Source organism: Phyllobacterium sp. GQ127 (assembly GCF_059758635.1).
On the sequence record NZ_JCAXDZ010000008.1, the window covers coordinates 50,265 to 66,422 of the forward strand.

A 16,158-nucleotide genomic window follows, 5' to 3' on the forward strand; every position below is an offset into this window, starting at 1 on the left:
CCTGGCTAAAACCTTATCTGGTTTTTTGCGAATGTGAACCCTGCCTGTACAGAAAATCTGCGAATTAGTCGTACTTGACATAGGCAAAGCGCTGATCGGCAGGAGGCGTGCCTTCAAGGGCTCCCCCTTCTTTGCCTGGTTGCCATTGCACAACCGCCTCGATCTTCATCGCAAGTTCAAAATCCTTGTCGGTGATGCCCTTGGCCTCGTGATTTTGCAAAAGTACTTCAACCCAGGCATAGGATGCCTTCAGATCGGGGTGATGCCAGGCGGCTTCTGCAAGATGACCAACTGTATTGATCACCATGAGCGTGGATTTCCAGCTATGAGTCTTATACTTTCTGCGTATCCAACCATTCTCGTAACGCCAACGCGGCAGATCCATTGCAAGACGCGCCATAATCTCGCTTTCGGAATAAACTGTTTCCTTGGGGCCTAAACTGTCTGTTTCTTTCGTCATCGTCGATCCTCCCGTTTGTTCGTTCAACACACTTGCACCTTGTTGGAAAGACGATATCATATATTGCAGGGCCCGATTTTGAGATTGTGTAAATTAAGCAAATGTCGGAATCCGTCACGATCAAAGTCCCTGCCCGTCTTCATCTCGGCTTCCTCGATATTCCGCGCGCGAGCGGTGACCGCTTTGGCAGTGTTGGCTTGCCTATAGAGGATATCGCCACCGTTGTGACCATTGCGCGGGCGTCAAAGCCGGAAATTCACGGTGCCGAGGCGATCCGGGTGGCACAGCACATGACAACATTTTGCAATCATCTTGGCATAGCGGCTCATCATCATGTAATAGTCCATCGTACCATCCCCAGTCATATCGGATTGGGGTCTGGCACCCAAATTGCGCTTGCCATTTCGGCTGCACTGCGCACGTTGCACCATTTCGAACCCGATATCGTGAACGATGCAATACTGCTCGGGCGCGGTTCACGTTCGGGAATAGGAATTGCAGCTTTCAATGAAGGGGGCGTCATCATCGACGCAGGCAGGGGACATGGAAGCGCAGCGCCAACAGTCATCTCCCGCATTGCCTTCCCCGAAACATGGCGGGTCATCCTCGTGTTCGACACCTCGACGCAGGGTATCCACGGCCAGGAGGAAATCGAAGCATTCAAGGCGCTCCCTCCGTTTCCCGTCGAGATATCAGCTTTGATCTGTCGCCATGTCGTCATGAGCTTAATGCCCGCGCTGATGGAAAGGAACCTTCCACTTTTCGGACAGGCCGTTCAGGCCATTCAGGATGAAATCGGAAGATATTTCGCTCCTGCGCAGGGTGGCATCTTTACCAGCAGAAGTGTTGAAGCCACAATTCACCGGCTGGCACAGGCTGGTGCAACTGGGATTGGTCAAAGCTCGTGGGGGCCGACAGGTTTTGCCTTTGCCGCTTCGCAGAAGCAAGCGGAGCATATCGTAAACAGCATCACTCCCGACGCCGGGGCAAAAATCCAGATCGTGGCGGGCAGAAATGCGGGCGCCGAGATAACCCATACCCTCTTGAACCTCGCCAGAGCCTAAGATGTAAACTGACCTGAACCATGGGCACCACCATTGTTAAGGAACGGAAAATTGAGCCGCAAAACCATCCTCCACATGCTGACACCTCTCCGGCAAATGAGCCCATTTGACGTCAATATGGCGCTCGACGCAGGTTATGACTCGGTGATGGCCTATACCGATGTTACTCTTGCTGATGTAGGAAATCTTGTTCAGGACGCTATCTTCTCCCGTCCTCCCGATGCCGGCGTCGCGACAGGCATATTTTTAGCCGGCAAAGATGCGCCGGTGGCGCTCGACATGCTCAACGCGGCAAGAAAAGCAATGGTTCCGCCCTTTGCCATCTCGGTGTTTGCCGATCCAGCTGGGTCCTTTACCACCGCAGCAGCTATGGTTGCCAAGGTTGAAAAAGCGCTCGCGAAATATCATGACCGCAAATTGAAAGACACAAGAATTGCGATCTTTGGTGCAACTGGTGTTGTCGGATACTGTACAGCCGTTATCGCGGCGGAACACGGTGCAAAGGTCACGATCGTTGGGCACGATGGAATGGAACGCGTGAAGACGCTCGCCGCCTCCATGAAAGCCAGGTTCAATGTCACAGTGGATCCAGTCGACGGTTCGACGGAGCCCCATAAGAAATCAATCCTGCAGGAGGCGCAAGTCGTCTTGGCGGCGGCAAAGGCTGGTGTGCAAGTCCTATCAATGACGCAGTTGAAGGCAGCAACTGCGCTTCTTGTGGCGGCAGATGTAAATGCTGTCCCTCCGGCAGGCATTGAAGGCCTGAAGGTCAACGCAAATGGCGAGCCACTCAATGCGACCAATGCCGTCGGCATTGGTGCACTCTCGATCGGCAACATCAAATACAAGACTCAAGCTGGTTTGTTCGAACAGATGATCAGGGCGAAGAAACCTGTCATCTATGATTTCCGGGATGCGTTCACCCTTGCTCGCGATCTTGCCAAATAGCGCGGTTCTGATTGCCGCTGTTTCGGGACGTGCTCTGGCTGCAGCAGCGCGGCGAGCGGGGCTGCGCCCTTTGGTGGCCGATCTCTTCAACGACAGCGATACTCTGGCTCTTGCCGAGCGGGCGATCAAGCTTTCTGGAAGCTTGCAGGATGGAATCGGGGAAGTGGCGCTTCTTGAAGCGTTGAAAGAACTGGCGGGCGACGAAATGCCGGTTGCACTCATCTACGGTTCCGGATTCGAGGCTAACCCGGGCGTGATCGATGCGATATCGCGCAGATTTGCCGTTGCCGGAAACAGTGCGCAGACCATCCGAGCGGTAAAAGATCCGGTCAATCTGCAACGGTTATGCCGCCAAATCGGCATTCCGCATCCGGCAATTGCTTTTGAAGCTCCCAACGATCTGAAAAATTGGCTGGTAAAGCGCTCAGGCGCCGCAGGCGGCTCTCATGTCAGGCAGGCGCGCGACTGCTCCATCGGTCGGCAGCATTACTATCAGCGATTTATATCCGGCAGAAACCTTTCGGCATTGTTTCTGGCTGATCGCAAAAGAGCCAACATGATCGGGTTCAGTCGCCAATGGGTCTCTCCAACCAGTCAAACTCCCTTCCGGTATGGTGGGGCGGTCCGGCTCGGCCGTTACGACAGAAAAAAAGCGGCGCTGATTGAAACCTGGCTCAATGCCCTGGTTGAGATAACCGGTCTCGTTGGATTGTGCAGCGCCGACTTCATCGATGATCGGGATTTGCATCTCATTGAAATCAATCCGCGCCCGGGAGCAACGCTTGACATTTTCGACTGTGAAGAGACGCCGCTCCTTTTGGAGCATATGCGCGCGACGATTGGATCGGATATTCAGATTCCGTCCTATGCAGGTTCCAGTGCATCGGGGATCGCCTATGCCGACAAGGCGTTAGGCTCGTTTCCCGATGTCAACTGGCCAGTTTTCACGGCCGATCATCAGATATCGGGGACAGCACTGCAGGCGGGCGATCCCATTTGTACAGTCTTTGCCACGGCTCCCTCCGCTTCTGCAGCGATGAAAGCCGTGAAGGACCGCATCAAACAGATCGCGGTTAACTGGAGGGAGGAATATCGATGAAAAATGGCCATGCCTATTTGAATCACAGCGCGCAACAGCTGACCATCAGGATGATTGAGGACGCTTCTAGGCTGGGTATTTTATATAGCCGCGGCAGTCTCGGCGAGCAGCTGATAGATGCGGGGGCAAACTGCCAAGGTGGCATTGAGGCCGGGTTGCGTATTATCGAAATCTGTTTGGGCGGGCTCGGCACGGTATCAACGGTGATGAACAATGACCCGTGGCCCTACGCTCTTACAGTGCGCTCGTCACAACCCGTCCTTGCATGCCTTGCAAGCCAGTATGCGGGGTGGAATCTCTCGCATGAAGAATATTTCGCCATGGGTTCTGGTCCGGCGCGTGCACTGGCGCGTGTCGAGCCACTATTCCGGGAAATCGATTATCGCGAACCCGATGCAAAAGCTTCGGTTGTCATCCTGGAGACGGCAAAACCCCCACCCCCTGCTGTTGTCGACAAGGTTTCCAAGGCAACGGGCATTGCCCCCGATGGGCTGACGTTCATCTATGCTCCAACGCAAAGCCTTACGGGGGCCGTGCAGATCGTTGGCCGTGTGCTCGAAGTTGCCATGCACAAAGCGCATGATCTGGGGTTTGCCTTGAATGATATTGTCGACGGTATTGGTACAGCCCCCATTCCTGCCCCGCATCCGGATTTCCTGACGGCCATGGGTAGGACGAATGATGCGATCATCTATGGCGGAACCGTGCAATTGTTCGTGAAAGGCGATGCGAACGCTGCCCGTCAACTGGCTGCACAGCTGCCCAGCCATACCTCACACGATCACGGCGAGCCGTTCGCCGATACATTCAAGAAGTTCAAAGGAGACTTTTATGCCATAGACCCGCGTCTTTTCAGTCCTGCCCGGGTCATTGTCACGGCGATTGAAACGGGCGATACCTTCCGTAACGGCAGCATCCACCAAAAAATGCTCGAGCGGTCACTGGGTTAGGCAGAAGATCATGGCAGAAACGATACTCATTCTTTCCGACCGGATCGACCGGCAGGTCAGGGAACTCCGGACGGCACTGCGTAAGCGTGGCATGACCGTTTTGACCTATCCGCTTTCGGATATCGGCTTTGATAGCCGCTACCCCTCCGGCATTGCGATCCCTGGCATGAATGGCGCTCTGCCGGATGCTTCTGTTGTGCGTTCGATTTCTTCAGGAACATTTGAAGCAATCACCCGCAGGCTTGGCGTTTTGCATGCGCTCGCTCATCTCGGCGTGCCCGTGTGGAATTCGGCAAAAGCCGTCGAGCGATGCGTCGACAAATCCACGACCACATTCTTTCTCACACAGGCTGGCTTGCCAACTCCCGAAACCTTTGCCGTGGAAAGCCTCGCCAATGCCAGGGCCGTGGCCGTGCGCGAGCTGACCAAGGGACCACTGGTGCTCAAACCGCTTTTCGGCTCGCAGGGACGCGGTATCCGGCTTATTCAAAACATTGACGATTTGCCCGATCCGGAAGAAATTGACGATGTCTATTATCTGCAGCGTTTCGTGGCACGATCGGGTGCACCTTACTGCGATTACCGGGTTTTCACTTGTGCCGGCAAGGTGCTCGGCATGATGGAACGCCGCGCCGAAGGCTGGATAACCAATATCGCCAAGGGTGGCAAAGGACAGACTGTCGTCGGGCCATTGCGGGCGGAATTGGAAAAGCTGGCTCTTGCCGCCTCTGCCGCCATCGGGACCGACTTTGCCGGAGTTGACATTATTCCGGCATCGGATGGCAGGCTTCTCATTCTCGAGGTGAACAGCATGCCCGCCTGGACCGGATTGCAGTCTGTCGTTCCTATACGGATCGCGGAAAGCATTGCGGATGCCCTTGTCTCCATGATTGCGCCAGGTTTATCCGAAAGACCTGCGGCGTGACTTTGACGAGGCAACAGGTCAGGCGAGCCTACATCTATGCGTGCTATCAGGAAATCGAGGCTCTGAAGCCAGGCAATGTACATCGTTTTGCCGATGGCCACCGTATGACTGCCCAGCAATTCCTGGCCAGTGCACAAGTGTCTGCAGCCCCGATATCCAATCGCGCCCTTTCCGTTGGAGAGCGGATTCTGGATGCCGTCAAGGCGACGTCGCTCAAGATCGGTACGAACACCAATCTTGGAATTCTTCTCCTTTGTGCGCCTTTGGCGAAAACTGCTGAAATGTCGGCAGGCGACCTTGAAACCGGGATAAAGGCGACCCTGCAAAGCCTGGGTATAGAGGACGCCCGCAATATATTTGCCGCCATTGTGCATGCGCGCCCGGGCGGGCTTGGTTCAGCGCCCGAGCACGATGTCAACGATGCGCCCGACGTATCACTGCTGGAAGCAATGGGAGCTGCTGCGGACCGCGACATGATCGCTCGGCAATATGTGACCGATTTTTCCGACATTCTTGATGGAGGGCTTCAGGCACATATGGCTGCAATGGACTGCGGTGAGCAGGACATGTGGCCGACCGTTTTTGTCTACCTTCATTTCCTTTCAAACTTTGTGGACAGTCACATCGTTCGCAAGCACAGTGTCGCAATCGCTGAACAGACAAGAAATGAAGCGCGGCAAATCCTGGATAAAGTACGGGGCATTCGAGATGGCAGGGAGCGTGAAAAACTGCTCCTTTCCTTTGATGCCAGGCTAAAGGCCGCAAACGTCAATCCTGGAACATCGGCAGACCTGACCGTGGCATGCCTTTTTGCATTCAAACTCAACTGGCTCTTGCATAATGGCCATGTAAATGCTTGAATTTAAGCAGCGGATTTCATCCGCTGCTATCTGGCCAACCGACCCCATCCAAGGGTGCTGTGAACAAGGATAGCTGTCCATCGAGAGTCGTGTCTCGAGTGTACGGCGTCTGTGGACATACCTTTTGGAAACGGTTTAGGGAGGAATTTGGCCGTGGCAAAAATCAATAAAGTTATGGTTGGCGAATCGCTGATTGGCGATGGGAATGAAGTTGCGCATATCGATCTGTTGATCGGGCCGCGTGGCAGCGCAGTTGAAACAGCATTCTGCAATGCTCTGACCAACAACAAGGACGGGTTTACGTCTCTTCTTGCGGTCATAGCGCCCAATATGGCCTGCAAACCGAACACGATCCTGTTCAACAAGGTGACCATCAAAGGAGCAAAGCAGGCTGTCCAGATGTTCGGTCCCGCACAGCATGCTGTGGCGAAGGCTGTTCAGGACAGTGTTGCCGATGGCACAATTCCGGCTGACGAAGCTGATGATGTCTTTATCTGCGTTGGCGTCTTCATTCACTGGGAAGCAGAGGATGATGCCAAAATTCAGGACTTTAACTATCGCGCGACCAAGGAAGCCATCGAAAGGGCGGTGACCGGCAAGCCTACAGCGGCGGAAGCAACTGCAGCCCGCGATTCAGTCAAGCATCCATTCAGCGCTTAGACACGAGACAACCCCGCACAGAGTTCGCCCTCTGTCGAAACCGATGGCCTGTTGCGCCGGTTGGCAAAACGTCTGGGTTTTTGAACTGAAGATTGGGGGGAAATGGCAATTTCTTCCCAATCCTTGTCTGACTATAATCATTGGAGGAGACCGGCAATCGCCTGCCGGTTCAATGTTCCATCGTGCAGTGATGTCGCTACGAGCGCGCCGGAAATGCCGATCTCCTCCAGGCGCTCGAGATCGTGGATATTTCGGATACCACCTGCAGCCATGACAATGCGCCCGTCGGCTCGTTGTTTGATTGCTTTTAGCCGGTCGAAATCCGGCCCGATACCGGCTCCAATGCGCCGAAGGGTCATAACGATAATGCGCTCGGGCCAGTCTGAATTGCTTTCAAGAATAGATGAAGGTCCGATAAACTCATCACCGCGAAAATCCAGCGACAGAACCAATTGTGCGTGGTTGCGCAAAGCTCGAAGCACGGATGCATCTTGCTGAGATTCAGACCCAAGAACGGGGCAGATACCCCTCTTGGCCAAAATTGTCTCAAACTGCTGCAACTGCGAAAAACCGGCATCGAGCCATATTTTGTAGCTGTCGAGGAGAGGCTCAATCCTGGCCAAGACGGTCTCTGTTGAGTCACGGTGCAAAATTGCGTCGAGGTCGGCAATATAAAATGCTTCGAATGGATGGACTGTCCGCAAGCCGTTGGCGACATCCGGCAGCCGGGCCGTTTGACTCAAGGGTGTCTCAATCGGGCGATAGCATTCGCGCTCACCCATGCGAGCACGAACAACAAACCCATCTTTAATGTCGAGTACTGGAATGATATGCACGTTAAGAATCCAAGGAACAGTCTGTCCATGAAATCCCGATTTGCCAACGAAAGAAAGCCCCTGATCAATGGTTGGGATATTGGCGGTGCGCATCTCAAGATGGCGCGGTGCGAAAACGGCATGATCGTTTCGGCTGAAATTTTCAAAACACCTCTGTGGCTGGGATTGGATCAAACGCGCAATGCCCTGCGTGCAATCCAACCTGTACCGCAAAAAGATGTGTTCAACATCTTTACTATGACTGGTGAACTTTCCGATACGTTCGCTTCGCGGGATGCGGGCATCGCAGCCTTGCTTGATTTTATCGAAGAAGAGTTTGGTAGCAAAAACACACTGATTTACGCTGGCCGCGCGAACTTCTGCACAATCAGCGCCGCGCGCAAACTGGGCGGCGACATTGCTTCAGCCAACTGGCACGCCACATCCTCGCTCACCGCAAAGTTGGCCGGTAATGGCCTGTTTGTTGATATGGGCTCAACGACAACGGATATTCTGGCATTTAAAAATTCTGAACTGGCCAATATTGGCTATACGGATGCCGAGAGACTGCTCAGCGGCGAGCTGGTCTACACTGGATTTTCCCGTTCGGCACTCATCGGCATAGCAGCGCTGGTTCCCGTGCGCGGTGCCATGACACCCCTGATGAATGAATATTTCGCCAACACCGCCGACATTGGCCGCATTCTGGGCACTCTTGAAGAGACGGATGACAAATATCCGTCTGCCGATCGTCGACCGAAAACCCTGGCGGACTCCATGGAGCGCATAGCCAGAATGGTTGGACGGGATCGAAGCGATCTCGATGATCAAGAATGGATGGAGATTGCACGTTGGTTCAGCGAGCACCAGCTACGCATGATCCACGACGGCGCTTTTCGTGTTGCACAAATACTTGGACCTGATGGCTCCGCCCCCGTGGTGGGTGCAGGGATCGGCCGTCCGCAGGTCGCTGCATTGGCCAAGCGATTAAACCGGCCCTATCTTGATTTTGGTACATTGATACCGGCGAGCGACAATGTCCGTGAGGCCGCCGCCAAAGCGGCGCCGGCCGCGGCAGTCGCCGTTCTCGGCTCAATTCACCTGCAATCGTGACCCCACCTTGCCATTAACTTGCCGGTTGCTGATCCGTGACTTTTTGCATGAGCCATGACCATGCCTCAAGCTCGTCCGGACCCGCGGTTTTTTCGATAGCGATTTTCAGATAGTCTATCTCTGCGGCAACCTTTTCGGGCGGTAGCATTTGCAGGCGGCTGACCAGAATGGCAAGCTCCAGAACCGCCGCCTTGGCACGGTTCAGCCCCGTATAGGGAGCATGTATCGCCTCTGATATAACCTTGCAGATATGCCGGGGCCGCAATTCATCATTTTCAACGGAAACCACTTCGAGGACAGAGTGGCTAAGGGCTGACTTGAGTCTGGGAACGGGACAATCATCTACTGGGACCGTCGGCCAGTCTTTGCGGCCGGTAAGACAACCGGCGAAAATTCTCATGTCATCGGTGTAATTGGCTATGGCAAAAGGCACGGCCGCCAGGTTTTCCAGGGTTTTTGAGGGTCGGAACGGTGCTATTATCCAGCCTTGACCATGCTGGATAATGCCCAGCGGCGCAATGTGGATAATGCCGTCGCCGCTCATGGTTGTGACGATTGTTTCCCTGATATAGGTCAAGTCGTCTTATCCTTTTTTCCACGAAGCGTATGTCCCGCTTCCGCCAGCCTGAGGCGATCTTTTGGTTTGCCCGGTGTGCCGACACCCCATTCAAGTGGTTCGTCCTGACTATAGCGCTTGCCAAGTTTCCATGCGATCTCGGCCTTTGTTAATTCCGCTCCCAGATAAAACGCATGCGCTCCATCTGTCTCAACGCCCAGAGCGGGGAAAAACTCGAATGCATCTTGTTCCACGCTGTGCCCCTTGGAATTGAACACATGCACACCATCAGGCGCCGTCATGATCCGGAAATTGGCATCGCGCACATCAGCAGCCAGGGTGGCAATATCCTGTACACTGCTGGGATAGGGTTTGCGGTCATGCACCTGCAGCAGCCCGGCATCGTAACCGCGAGGCAGGGAATGATCCTGTTTGGCCGCGAACATGATACGGCGGGCGCGATCATGCTCCTCGACGGTACGGACGGTATGCGGGCTGACATTGACCACCAGTACATTGCCGATCGAAAGCTCCGAACAAATTCCTGCAAGCAGAGCGGTGACACCGGATGAATCGGCATCGGTAAGTTCGGTAAGATTGCCTGTACCCATCATCATGGGAATGGTGGGCCAGCGGCGGCGCGCCTCCAAAAACCGCCCGATCGACTGGCTGAAACCGAAGTGAATTGGGTCGAGCACGGGATCGGCAATGAAGCTGATCTTTGCGGCTTGCGCAGCCGTGATTGCCCTGCCAAGAGAGTCAAGATCGCCGGCATCGGCGGGAACGAGAACCGGCGTAACGGGATATCTGGTTGCCAGTTGCAGGGTATGTTCGGTCAAGCTGAGAAGAAAATCAGCACCGGCCGCCGCGCCCGTCTCCAATTCTTCAACATTGGCTGAATCAATACTGACCGACAGGCCTTTTTTCTTCAGGCTGCGCACGGCACCTGCAAGATGCGGAAAGGGTGTTTCAGGCAGGCAGCCCAGATCAATCACATCGGCACCGGCATCGGCCAACTGCATTGCACGCCGTATAAGTTCATCCAGGGAAAGCGATGATGCATCGACTATTTCAGCAAATATCCGCATGTCGTGGCCGGATAAATCCACCGGCTGTCCTGCCCGCCCGAGAAAGGCCGGCAGATCGGCGACTTCATCGGGACCGCGCATGAACGCGATGCCGTAGTGCTGGCTCAAACTGTCAAGTTTGCCGCGATAGCGGCCCGGAAGAATGATGCGGTCGGCTTTGATCGGCATTTTCAGGCGCCGCACGATGATATCTTCGGTCATCAGGGCGGCAACCTTGACCCCTATATCTACGATCTCATAAGTGAAGGCAGACGTATCGATGCCCGCAAGAATGCGCTCCAGTCGTGCATGAGCCAGATGCCCGGTAACGAAAATCAGGTGTTCACTCATCACCACCAAGCTCGCTTTGACGGCGTTCGATCACCTCCACCAGCTCGGCCAGGGATTCCACAACCAGCGTCCGTTCGTAGTGCTTGAGTTTTCCCGTATTCTCAAGATCGATGGGTCTGGGATAGACCTTTACCATGCCGCCGGGGGCCATCGTTTCAAGTTCAGGCGCAGTATCACAGGCGAAAACGATACTGGGTATCCGGCATTTTCCCGCTTGCGCGTATACGTTGGTCGGCAGCGAATCCGATATCCCGGCCACGCACTTTGCCACAGTGTTCGAGGTTGCCGGGGCAATGACCGCCGTATGATACACACCCGAATAAAAGCCGCCGACGGGTAAGGAACTTGCAGTCTTGTCGTGGAGAACGCGCGTCGTGGCGGGAAAGTCCAGTTCAAGTTTATACATGCGCAACACTTCATTGGCCGCCTTTGAGACAAAGACATCGCAATGTCTGAGGGTGCGGATCAGTTCGAAACTCTCGATGAAGAAATGTCCTGAGCCTGTCAGCGCCCAAGCCCAGCGCGGTGTATGCAGTCGGGTCATCGCAGGCTCATCGCTTCAATTTGTCTGTCCTGCAGGATTAAACTGCCCGGTATCTTCGTCAACGGCAAATCGAGCCAATTCATGATTTGCGGGCCCACAATATGAACGCGGATATCGCCGGTGAGCATGGCCGTCAACATGCCATCGACAATACCGGCCGCCGCAAGCTTCTCGAGCGTTGAAAAATGCTGATACTCATCCGTCTGCTTGATGAGAAGCATATCGTCAGCGCTCAAGAGGCCAGCCAGCCAGGCAGATAGACTATCCGAGGTGATATCCCACGAACAGGGAATATCGGCAGCGCCGATCGTCATCGTCGAGGGAAGCCACACCGGCGTGTGCCCCATATAGAGGAATGCCTCGATTTCGTGAACTGTGCGCGCCATACGCAGGCTGGGATGACGTTCCGCAATGGCAATACCAAATTGGTCCATGGCAAGGATCGCCATGGCATGGGCCGCCTGATCGGAGTAATCGAGCCGGCGCTGCGATATCCGCACCTGGTCGGCAAATGGTCCGCCACCCGGCACGATAACGACCGGAAATGCCGCATTTACGATGGCATCGATCCAATGCTGCATCTGCGTTTCGCCGGCCGTGCTCCCCCCAAGTTTCACGATGGCAGGTTTCATGGCGATTTGTGCCCGATCTGGACAGGAGCGCCCGTCGGCTTGACCAACGAGGCTTTTATTTCATTTTTGCGCTCGATTTCCACGCCGACGCCCCCGGCGCCCAGTTCAAGTTTCTCCGCACGCACCGTGACCTGGGTAACCCGCGGATTTTCAAGAATGAAGGAAGCGATCTGCTCTGCAAGCGTTTCCACCAATTCCACATGTCCACGGCCCACAATAGCGCGAATCCCGTCCATGATCAGGTCGTAGGATACAACATGACGCATATCTTCGGGGTTGCGGGTTACACGCAAAACATCAGCCGTGACATCAAAACTGACATTTTGGGATTTCCCGTGCTCGAAGCTGTATGCCCCGATCTGCACAGGCAGGACAAAGGCACGAACGAATATCTTGTCGGTGCCAAGTCCAGCCTGTGCGGGATCGGGATAATATCCCCGGGCAGCCAGCAGCTTGTAGTCGACCCTGGCCGGCGGCCCGTTCTCCTGCACGGCGGGAATGAGGCCGCGTATTTTTATTGCGGCACGAAGATCGATGGCCGCAGTGCGGTCACGCCCCGAACACAGCGCGCCGCGAAAACCGAGATAGTCCGGACTATAAGCCAGAAGCCTGGGAACGTCCGGAGCTTCGAGCGATCCCGCCACTCCGACCATCAATCCGCGCGCCTGGCCTTCCGTGATAAAATTGCCGATCTGGTCGGGCGCCATATGAGCGAGCAAACGTCCCTTGGACTTGTCTGCGGTATCAATCATTACACCGTGGAAGCCATTTGCCTTTAGCCGGTCAAACAGGTCACTGCCATATTTGTCCTTGTAGTCGGCAAACAATACGCCGATCAATTTATTGTGTGTAGCAAGAGATCTCAGTGCCTCCATGCAACTACTCAAATTCGGAGACGGAAAAAAGCCGATCTTGATATAGTTGGCACCCGTGGCAGCAAAACGCTCGGCCGTCGCCCTGATGATTTCAGGGTCCATCGGAAGGTCGCCGCAGGCGGCGCTCACTGCGCACCTCCCATCAACAAAATCAATAACTTCCAATACTTTGGCGGGATCAACGGCACCAAGCGCCCCATTTGCCGGATTCTTCAGGTCGATGATATCCGCCCCGCTCTGGAAGACGAGTTCGGCTTCCTCGCGGTTCTGAACACTGGCCAACATTCTTGCCATCACAGCACACCCCGGGCACGACGAAATCCGTCTGTTTTGAAAGAAAAGCTGACATCAAGGGTTGAGATTATAGCGGGGTTGTTTACAACCATTTTTGGGCACCTCTGTTCTTGATCAACCGCCATCACATGAATGGCGGCATGTATGAATGGTATGGTTATGAAGAGTACGGTGCCAATCACTCTCACGTTTTTATTCGGCTTTTTTTTGCAGTTCGTCAACGTCTGTGAGCCATACGCTCAAAGTTCCTTGACAAACAAGGCAGCAAAGCCCGTCGTGGAAACCCGGATTGGCTATCTGCGCGCTTATGAGCCGCAACTGGCGCTTTCGGTCCTGAATGTTCCACCCCGTGACGAAGGGGTTGCCGGTGCGAATGTCGCTGTCAACGACAACAACACGACGGGGAAATTTCTTGGCCAAAGCTTTGTGCTGGACGTCTTGGAAACAAAGTTCGATGCCGATGTGGTCCCCGCATTCAGGCAGATGGTGAGCCGGGGTGACCGTTTCATCCTGACCGACATTTCCGCAAAGCAACTATTGTCCGTTGCGGACATTGCAAAAGAAGCGGGTGTCGTCCTGTTCAATGTTGGCGCAACGGACGATATCCTGCGCGAGGAGGAATGCCGCGCCGATATTTTTCACACAGCGCCCACACGGACAATGTTGGCCGATGGACTGGCGCAATATCTGGTGTGGAAACAATGGCGCAAATGGGTTCTGCTTTATGGCTCCCATGAACGGGACGGGCTTTATGCGCAAGCAGTACGACGGGCAGCCACACGATTTGGCGCAACCATCGTTGAAGAGCGCATATACGAAGATAAGGGGACTGCCCGCAGAACCGACAGTGGTATCGTGCAGGTGCAAAAGCAGATGCCGGTCTTCACCCAGAACCTACCGGAGCATGATGTTGTCATCGTCGCAGACGAAAGCGAAGTTTTCGGCAGCTATGTCCCCTATCGCACATGGACACCCCGACCCGTCGCCGGAACGGCCGGTCTGATCGCGTCCAGCTGGCATCCGGCCAGCGAACAATGGGGCGGAACCCAGATCCAGAACCGCTTCAACAAAACGATCGGCCGCCGGATGCTTTCCAAAGACATGCAGGCCTGGACCGCTGTACGCCTTCTTGGCGAGGCAACAACGCGCGTCAAATCCAACGACCCAAAACAGGTTGAGGATTACCTTAAATCGCAGGATTTTTCGATTGCAGCCTTCAAGGGACAAAAGCTCAGCTTCCGCGACTGGAACTGGCAGCTGAGGCAGCCAATCCTGATTGGCGACGCTGACGGAGTTGTCTCGACATCGCCGCAGGAAGGGTTTCTGCATCAGTTTTCGGAACTCGACACGCTGGGAGTGGATCGGCCTGAGACAAAGTGCCGGCTTTGATCACAACGCAATTTCAAGGGGAGGACAAAATGCACCGACACATGTGCCTGCTTGCTGCGGCCGCAGCAGCAATGCCGTTTCTTATACAGCCCGCCTGGGCAAACATGGTCTACGTGTCTAACGAAAAGGACAATACGGTCACCGTCGTTGACTCCAAAACCATGGAGGTGGTCAAGACGATCAATGTCGGACAAAGGCCGCGCGGCATTACAATTTCTCACGACGGAAAACTCATTTACGTGTGTGCCAGCGACGATGATACAGTCGAGATCATAGATGCTGCCACCAACGAGATTGTTGGTTCTTTGCCGTCAGGGCCGGATCCTGAACTTTTCGTCCTATCACCAGATGGCAAGACGCTTTACGTTGCCAATGAGGATGACAATCTGGTGACCGCGATCGACATTGTAGGAAAAACCGTCATCGCCGAGATCCCGGTGGGGGTAGAACCTGAAGGAATGGGCGTTAGTCCCGACGGAAAAACCATTGTCAACACCTCTGAAACCACCAACATGGCTCATTTCATCGATACCTCGAGTCATGAAATCACCGATAATGTCCTGGTGGATTCCCGCCCGCGCTTTGCCGAATTCAAACCGGACGGATCTGAGGTCTGGGTCTCGGCGGAAATCGGCGGCACCGTATCAGTGATCGATAACAAAACGCGTGAAGTCAAACACAAGATCACCTTTGAAGTGCAGGGCCTGCGCTCCGAGCAAATCCAGCCCGTAGGCATACGCATCACCGCGGATGGCAAAAAAGCCTATGTAGCACTGGGCCCTGCCAATCGTGTTGCCGTGATCAACACGCAAACCTACGAGGTGGAAAAATATGTACTGGTGGGCCAGCGTGTATGGCAGCTCGCCTTCCTGCCTGATGGCAAAACGATCATCAGCACAAATGGCCTATCGAATGACATTACCTTCATCGACACTGCGACCGACGAACCGATCAAATCCGTCACGGTCGGACAATTGCCGTGGGGCGTTGCCGTATCGCCGAACTGACATGAGCTTTCAAGGGAGGATAGACAAATGACCAACTACAAGACACTGGCATTGGCGGCACTTTTTGGTGTTCTGATTGCTCAATCGCCGGCATTCGCACAGGCCGATGACGAAGATGACGATGACGCACAGGCTGCCCCGAAGACGGAGACGCAGGCCAAAGCGCCGGCCGTGACCCGCGCCAGCAAAAACGTGCCGGAGCTCATCCTTGGCTCAAAAGATGATGAGTTTACCGTAAACCAGAAGGATTTCGAGCTGGTGGCAGGACAGGGATACCGTTGGAAGATCACGTCCGCGGCAGGGTTGGAATATAAGTTTGCAACCGATCTGTTCAGGAATGTCTGGATGAACCAGATCGTCATCAATGATCTTGAAGTCCATATGAACGGCGCCCCGGCCTGGCTGGAATTTGATGCGCCCGGCACCATCAATGTCCAGTTTACCGCCGTGCGTCCGGGCAAGTATACATGGTCGGTGCCCGACCTTGCTGACAAAGGCATGAAGGGTACAATAACTATCAAATAGCAGCCGTGACAGGCAATTGCACAC

Annotated in this window: 18 protein-coding genes; 11 read left to right on the plus strand and 7 right to left on the minus strand. The window is 54.6% G+C overall.

Annotation, left to right across the window (positions count from 1 at the left end):
- Nucleotides 1-64: 64 nt before the first annotated feature.
- The gene (locus AC6CHM_RS21585; RefSeq protein ID WP_498174777.1) at nucleotides 65-460 is read right to left on the minus strand and encodes a 4a-hydroxytetrahydrobiopterin dehydratase; all 396 of its coding nucleotides are present in this window, start codon (nucleotides 458-460) and stop codon (nucleotides 65-67) included.
- A 101-nt stretch (nucleotides 461-561) separates the two neighbouring features.
- Between AC6CHM_RS21585 and AC6CHM_RS21590 the strand changes: the two genes are divergently transcribed.
- The 7 genes from AC6CHM_RS21590 to fae all read left to right on the plus strand — a co-directional run bounded on the left by AC6CHM_RS21590 (nucleotide 562) and on the right by fae (nucleotide 6,966).
- Nucleotides 562-1,524, plus strand: a complete 963-nt coding sequence (locus AC6CHM_RS21590; RefSeq protein WP_440810267.1) for a beta-ribofuranosylaminobenzene 5'-phosphate synthase family protein — start codon at nucleotides 562-564, stop codon at nucleotides 1,522-1,524.
- 51 nt (nucleotides 1,525-1,575) lie between these two features.
- Entirely contained in the window at nucleotides 1,576-2,472 is an 897-nt protein-coding gene (locus AC6CHM_RS21595; RefSeq protein ID WP_336441658.1) for an NAD(P)-dependent methylenetetrahydromethanopterin dehydrogenase, read from the plus strand.
- A complete protein-coding gene (locus tag AC6CHM_RS21600; protein WP_498174780.1) occupies nucleotides 2,438-3,571 on the plus strand; it encodes an ATP-grasp domain-containing protein in 1,134 nt (377 codons plus the stop codon). Before AC6CHM_RS21595 ends, AC6CHM_RS21600 begins: the two co-directional genes overlap by 35 nt.
- A complete protein-coding gene (mch, locus tag AC6CHM_RS21605) occupies nucleotides 3,568-4,521 on the plus strand; it encodes a methenyltetrahydromethanopterin cyclohydrolase (protein WP_498174782.1) in 954 nt (317 codons plus the stop codon). The genes AC6CHM_RS21600 and mch overlap by 4 nt, the downstream gene beginning before the upstream one ends.
- Nucleotides 4,522-4,531: 10 nt before the next feature.
- Nucleotides 4,532-5,446 (plus strand): ATP-grasp domain-containing protein, encoded by a 915-nt coding sequence (locus AC6CHM_RS21610; protein WP_498174784.1) that lies wholly within the window; start codon nucleotides 4,532-4,534, stop codon nucleotides 5,444-5,446.
- The gene (locus AC6CHM_RS21615) at nucleotides 5,443-6,306 is read left to right on the plus strand and encodes a triphosphoribosyl-dephospho-CoA synthase (protein WP_498174786.1); all 864 of its coding nucleotides are present in this window, start codon (nucleotides 5,443-5,445) and stop codon (nucleotides 6,304-6,306) included. The genes AC6CHM_RS21610 and AC6CHM_RS21615 overlap by 4 nt, the downstream gene beginning before the upstream one ends.
- 153 nt (nucleotides 6,307-6,459) lie before the next feature.
- Complete coding sequence (fae, locus tag AC6CHM_RS21620; RefSeq protein ID WP_115054086.1) at nucleotides 6,460-6,966, plus strand: formaldehyde-activating enzyme; 507 nt, start codon at nucleotides 6,460-6,462, stop codon at nucleotides 6,964-6,966.
- A 137-nt stretch (nucleotides 6,967-7,103) separates the two neighbouring features.
- Here the strand turns inward: fae and AC6CHM_RS21625 are convergent, their stop codons facing one another.
- Nucleotides 7,104-7,802: a HisA/HisF-related TIM barrel protein gene (locus AC6CHM_RS21625; RefSeq protein WP_498174789.1), complete on the minus strand. Its 699-nt coding sequence runs from the start codon at nucleotides 7,800-7,802 to the stop codon at nucleotides 7,104-7,106.
- A 27-nt stretch (nucleotides 7,803-7,829) separates the two neighbouring features.
- On the opposite strand from AC6CHM_RS21625, the gene AC6CHM_RS21630 reads away from it, so the two are divergent.
- Nucleotides 7,830-8,894: a hydantoinase/oxoprolinase family protein gene (locus AC6CHM_RS21630; protein ID WP_115053894.1), complete on the plus strand. Its 1,065-nt coding sequence runs from the start codon at nucleotides 7,830-7,832 to the stop codon at nucleotides 8,892-8,894.
- 13 nt (nucleotides 8,895-8,907) lie between these two features.
- Here AC6CHM_RS21630 and AC6CHM_RS21635 read toward each other — a convergent pair whose 3' ends face one another.
- From AC6CHM_RS21635 to AC6CHM_RS21655, 5 genes are read right to left on the minus strand one after another with little or no spacing between them, the layout of a single operon-like run.
- Nucleotides 8,908-9,471, minus strand: a complete 564-nt coding sequence (locus AC6CHM_RS21635) for a DUF447 domain-containing protein (RefSeq protein WP_498174792.1) — start codon at nucleotides 9,469-9,471, stop codon at nucleotides 8,908-8,910.
- Entirely contained in the window at nucleotides 9,468-10,868 is a 1,401-nt protein-coding gene (locus tag AC6CHM_RS21640; RefSeq protein WP_498174794.1) for a DUF6513 domain-containing protein, read from the minus strand. Before AC6CHM_RS21640 ends, AC6CHM_RS21635 begins: the two co-directional genes overlap by 4 nt.
- The gene (locus AC6CHM_RS21645; protein ID WP_498174796.1) at nucleotides 10,861-11,412 is read right to left on the minus strand and encodes a flavoprotein; all 552 of its coding nucleotides are present in this window, start codon (nucleotides 11,410-11,412) and stop codon (nucleotides 10,861-10,863) included. Before AC6CHM_RS21645 ends, AC6CHM_RS21640 begins: the two co-directional genes overlap by 8 nt.
- Entirely contained in the window at nucleotides 11,409-12,044 is a 636-nt protein-coding gene (locus AC6CHM_RS21650; RefSeq protein ID WP_498174798.1) for an amino acid kinase family protein, read from the minus strand. The genes AC6CHM_RS21645 and AC6CHM_RS21650 overlap by 4 nt, the downstream gene beginning before the upstream one ends.
- A complete protein-coding gene (locus tag AC6CHM_RS21655) occupies nucleotides 12,041-13,213 on the minus strand; it encodes a (5-formylfuran-3-yl)methyl phosphate synthase (protein WP_498174801.1) in 1,173 nt (390 codons plus the stop codon). Before AC6CHM_RS21655 ends, AC6CHM_RS21650 begins: the two co-directional genes overlap by 4 nt.
- 249 nt (nucleotides 13,214-13,462) lie before the next feature.
- On the opposite strand from AC6CHM_RS21655, the gene AC6CHM_RS21660 reads away from it, so the two are divergent.
- From AC6CHM_RS21660 to AC6CHM_RS21670, 3 genes are read left to right on the plus strand one after another with little or no spacing between them, the layout of a single operon-like run.
- Nucleotides 13,463-14,602 carry an ABC transporter substrate-binding protein gene (locus AC6CHM_RS21660; protein WP_498174802.1) on the plus strand — a complete coding sequence of 380 codons (1,140 nt, stop codon included), beginning with the start codon at nucleotides 13,463-13,465 and terminating at the stop codon, nucleotides 14,600-14,602.
- Nucleotides 14,603-14,631: 29 nt separating this feature from the next.
- Nucleotides 14,632-15,609, plus strand: a complete 978-nt coding sequence (locus AC6CHM_RS21665; RefSeq protein WP_498174804.1) for a YVTN family beta-propeller repeat protein — start codon at nucleotides 14,632-14,634, stop codon at nucleotides 15,607-15,609.
- 27 nt (nucleotides 15,610-15,636) lie between these two features.
- Nucleotides 15,637-16,134: a cupredoxin domain-containing protein gene (locus AC6CHM_RS21670; protein ID WP_498174806.1), complete on the plus strand. Its 498-nt coding sequence runs from the start codon at nucleotides 15,637-15,639 to the stop codon at nucleotides 16,132-16,134.
- Nucleotides 16,135-16,158 lie beyond the last annotated feature (24 nt).